At 74.0% G+C, this 4,013-nt stretch carries 5 protein-coding genes; all 5 read right to left on the reverse strand.

The window, feature by feature from the left end; translation table 11 throughout:
• Positions 1–371: 371 nt before the first annotated feature.
• Entirely contained in the window at positions 372–1,214 is an 843-nt protein-coding gene (locus Y694_RS20220) for a 23S rRNA (adenine(2030)-N(6))-methyltransferase RlmJ (RefSeq protein ID WP_011831290.1), read from the reverse strand.
• A gap of 40 nt (positions 1,215–1,254) precedes the next feature.
• Entirely contained in the window at positions 1,255–1,848 is a 594-nt protein-coding gene (locus Y694_RS20225; protein WP_036235891.1) for an MOSC domain-containing protein, read from the reverse strand.
• Entirely contained in the window at positions 1,845–2,975 is a 1,131-nt protein-coding gene (gene modC, locus Y694_RS20230) for a molybdenum ABC transporter ATP-binding protein (protein WP_011831288.1), read from the reverse strand. The genes Y694_RS20225 and modC overlap by 4 nt, the downstream gene beginning before the upstream one ends.
• Entirely contained in the window at positions 2,972–3,658 is a 687-nt protein-coding gene (modB, locus tag Y694_RS20235) for a molybdate ABC transporter permease subunit (RefSeq protein WP_011831287.1), read from the reverse strand. The genes modC and modB overlap by 4 nt, the downstream gene beginning before the upstream one ends.
• Positions 3,659–3,738: 80 nt before the next feature.
• Positions 3,739–4,013 (reverse strand): molybdate ABC transporter substrate-binding protein (gene modA, locus Y694_RS20240; RefSeq protein ID WP_081782291.1); only part of this gene is annotated, 275 nt, incomplete at its 5' end.

Consider the following 4,013-nt stretch of genomic DNA (forward strand, 5'->3'; position numbering starts at 1 on the left):
CACCGCTTCGCGCACCGAGTCGATCTGCAGCAGGCCCCAGCCGCCGGCAACGTGCGCCGCCAGCACGCCCAGCACCAGCCCGCGCCGCGCGCCCTGCGTCAGGCCTTCCGACGAGGCGGTGGGCAGCGGTGGGGGCGCGACGCCGTTCGGCAGGGGAGGCAAACCAGAGCTCATGAGAAGTCTTGGGGTCCGCAGGACCGGCGAGAGGGCGCCTCGGTCAGAGCCGGTGCGCCGAGGGCTCGGCGGGACGGCCGAAGCCGGAGCAAACCATTTTAATGCGAATCATTCGCATTATTCAAGTGACTTCAACGGCATCGGCTGCGCCGGTCCTGTCCGGCAGCGAGGAGCGCACCGAGTGCGCGACGGCGCGCTCAGGCCGCGCGCTGTTCGAGCAGGTGGCTCGGCGTGTCGACCTGCGCCAGTGCCTGGGCCAGGTAGGGCAGCGTGTCGCGCAACTGGGCGTGCAGCGTCCAGGGCGGGTTGATCACCACCATGCCGCTGCCGGCCAGGCCGAAGCCCTGCACGTCGAGCGGCTGCACGGTGAGCCGGGCATGCAGCCAGCCCTTGGGCGCCAGGTTCTGCAGCCGCTTGGGCAGTTGCGCGGCCTCGATCCGGCTGACCTGCGGGTACCAGACCAGAATCACGGCTTCCGCAAAGCGCTGCAGCGCCTCGCGCACGGTCGCGACGAGCCGGGCGTAGTCGGCCTTCAGCTCGTAGGACGGGTCGATCAGCACCACCGCGCGGCGCGAGGGCGGCGGCAGCTGGGCCCGCAGCCCGGTGAAGCCGTCCTCGTGGTGGACCTCGGTGTGCGGCCGGTCGGCATGGTGGGCGGCGAGCGTGCGCAGGTCGGCCGGGTGCAGTTCGAACAGGCGCAGCTCGTCCTGCGGGCGCAGCAGCCGGCGTTCGAACTCGGGCGAGCCGGGGTAGCGGCCCAGGCCCCCATCGGGATTGAAGTCGCGCACCACTTGCACGTAGTCGGCCACCATGGGCGGCAGGTCGCTGCGGTCCATCAGGCGCGCGATGCCGTGCTCGAACTCGCCCTTCTTCAGCGCCTCGGGCGTGCCCAGCGAGTAGCCGCCAGCGCCGGCGTGGGTGTCGATCAGCCGGTAGGGCTTGTCCTTCTGCGCCATGTGGCGCAGCACTGCGCACAGCACGGTGTGCTTGAGGACGTCGGCATGGTTGCCCGCATGGAAGGCGTGTCGGTAGGCGAGCATGCGGTGATTGTCGCGCGCCGGGCAACGCGGCCCTCGCGCGTCAGTCGCGGCGGTGCCTGCCCATCACCGCACGGAACAGCTCGGGAATGCCGACCTCTCGCGGGCCCGGCTGCAGCACGCCCGTCTCGCCGGCCGCGATCGTGCCCGGCTCGCGCACCGCGAGGTAGACGCCGCAGTAGCCCGACTGCAGCATCATCTTCGCGGCCTGGTTGAAGCCCATCACCGCGTTGAACTTGTAGCAGGGCTGGCGTGGCGCGGCGACCGCCAGCGCGCAGTGCGGGAAGCGCAGCACGTCGCCGATCCACAGCTGGCCTTCCCGCAGGCCGGCGAGCGTGAGGTTCTCGCCCATGAAGCCGTGCGGCAGCGCCTCGTCCCATGGCGCCACGCGGGCCTGCGCGCGCACCGTCTGCCAGAACGCGTAGTGCTCGCTGGGGTAGGCGTAGACGGCCTTGTCGAGGCCGCCGTGCACCGTGGGGTCGGCCTGTTCGTCGCCGGCGAGCCCGAGCCGGCCCACCCCCACCGCGCCGCTCACGCCGCGCTTGCCGATCGCGCTCAGGACGCGGCGGTTCTCGCCGACGTCCAGCGGGCGCGCCGCGGCGACGTTGACGCTCAGGACCCGCAGCGCGTTGCTCATGAGGACGAGGACTCCGTTTCGGTATGGACGGCGGCGGCGCGCCCTTCGACCGCCACCGCCTTGAAGCTGGCCACCATCGGCTGACCCGGCGCCACCGCCAGGGCCTGTACCGAGCGTTGCGTCACGAGCGCCCACAGGCGCTCGCCCGGCGCGCCGCCCGGGCCGAGCGCCAGCTCCACCGCGGCATACGGCGCCTCGCGCTCGATCACGCGCAGCACCGTGCCGGCGAGCTGGTTGCTCGCGCTCGACGCCAGCACCTCGCGCTGCAGCGCCACGTCGCGGGCGCGGATGCGCAGCCGCACCGCGGCGCCGGGTGCGGCGGCCACCTGCGGCACCGTCACCCGCTGGCCGGCGACCATCACCGTGGTGAGCTGCCAGTCGCCCAGCTGCTCGGCCACGCTGCCGGCCAGCACGCTGCCGGCCTCGAAGCGACCGACCAGCGGGCCCAGTGTCAGGTCGGACAACAGCTCCAGCGCCGGGCCCTCGGCCGCCACCCGGCCGTCGGCCAGCAGCACCACGCGGTCGGCCAGGCGCATCACCTCGTCCATCTGGTGGGTGACGTAGAGGATGGGCAGGTTCAGCCGTGCCGGCAGCGCGGCCAGGTAGCCCAGCAGCTCCTGGCGGCGCGGCGGGTCGAGCGAGGCCAGCGGCTCGTCCATCAGCAGCGCGCGTGGCTTGCCCAGCAGCGCGCGACCGAGCGCGACGCGCTGCCGTTCCCCGCCCGAAAGCTGGTGCGGCCGGCGCGCCAGCAGCGGCGCGAGGCCCAGCAGCGCCACCACCTCGTCGAGCGCGGGTCCAGCGGCGGAGGCCGGCGCGCGCTTGGCGCCGTAGAGCAGGTTGGCGCGCACGTCGCGGTGCGGAAACAGCCGACCGTCCTGGAACACGACGCCCAGTCGCCGCGCCCCGGGCGCCAGGTCGGTGCCGGACGCGGCATCGAACAGCGTGCTGCCGTCGATAGCGACGCGGCCGGTCACCGGCCGCAGCAGACCTGCGGCCGCCTGCAGCAGCGTGCTCTTGCCGGCACCGCTGCGGCCGATCAGCGCCGTGATGCCCTGCGGCGGCACGTCGATGCGCGCCGTCACGCCGGTGTCGCCGCGAGCGACGCTCACGTCGATCAGCAGGCTCATCGCTGCCCCAGCCAGCCGGCCACGCGCCGGTGGCTCCACTGCGCCAGCGCCAGCGCGGCGAGCGCCAGCAGCACCGAGCACGCGACCAGCCGCAGCGCGGCAGCCTCACCGTCGGCGCTCTGCAGCGCGCTGTAGATCGCCAGCGGCAGTGTCTGGGTCTGGCCCGGCACGTTGGAGACGAAGGTGATGGTCGCGCCGAACTCGCCGAGCGAGGCCGCGAAACCCAGCACCGCGCCCGACAGCAGGCCGGGCGCGGCCAACGGCAGCGTCACGCTCGCGAAGGCATCGAGCCGCGAGGCGCCGAGCGTGCGCGCGGCATCCTCCAGACCGCGGTCGACGGCCTCCAGCGCCTGCCGCACCGCGCGCACCATCAGCGGCAGCGCCATCACCGCGGCGGCCAGCACCGCGCCGCGGAAGCTGAACACGAAGCTGACGCCGAGCCATTCGTGCAGCCAGCGGCCCAGCGGGCCCTGGCGGCCGAAGCCCAGCAGCAGCGCATAGCCGATCACCACAGGCGGCAGCACCAGCGGCAGGTTCACCGCGGCCTCCAGCAGCGCCTTGCCGGGCCAGCGGCCGCGCGCCAGCGCGAGCGCGAGCAGCAGCGCGACGGGCAGCGTCAGCGCGGTCGCGGTGGCTGCGACCTGCAGGCTGAGCCACAGGGCCTGGAGTTCGAGCGGGGTCAAGGGGGTCTCGCCCGCGCGGGCGGGCGGTGGCGGTCGGAACGGGTCCCGACTGTGCCAGACCGGTGGGCGCCGCGGCGCGATCAGGGCGCCGAGAAGCCGGCGGCCTTCAGCAAGGCACCCGCCTCGGCGCCGAACAGGTGTTCGTAGAAGCGGTGGGCGGCCGGCCCGGCACCGGTCAGCAGCGCGGCGGGGTAGCGGATCGGCGGATGGCTGTCGGCCGGGAACAGCGCCACGACCTGCACCTTGCGCGAGGCCAGCGCGTCGGTCCGGTAGGTGATGCCGAGCGGCGCCTCGCCGCGCTCCACGAAGGCGAGCGCGGAGCGCACGTTGTCGGCGCGCGCGAGGCGTGGCCCGG

The sequence above is a fragment of the Methylibium sp. T29-B genome, assembly GCF_000576225.1.
In the GTDB taxonomy this organism is placed as follows: Bacteria; Pseudomonadota; Gammaproteobacteria; order Burkholderiales; family Burkholderiaceae_C; genus Methylibium; species Methylibium petroleiphilum.

What these genes read in the sequence shown, in the direction of transcription:
- Y694_RS20225 (WP_036235891.1), bottom strand. Translation starts at nt 1,848, where the DNA reads ATGAGCAACGCGCTGCGGGTCCTGAGCGTCAACGTCGCCGCGGCGCGC.
- modC (WP_011831288.1), bottom strand. Translation starts at nt 2,975, where the DNA reads ATGAGCCTGCTGATCGACGTGAGCGTCGCTCGCGGCGACACCGGCGTG.
- Y694_RS20220 (WP_011831290.1), bottom strand. Translation starts at nt 1,214, where the DNA reads ATGCTCGCCTACCGACACGCCTTCCATGCGGGCAACCATGCCGACGTC.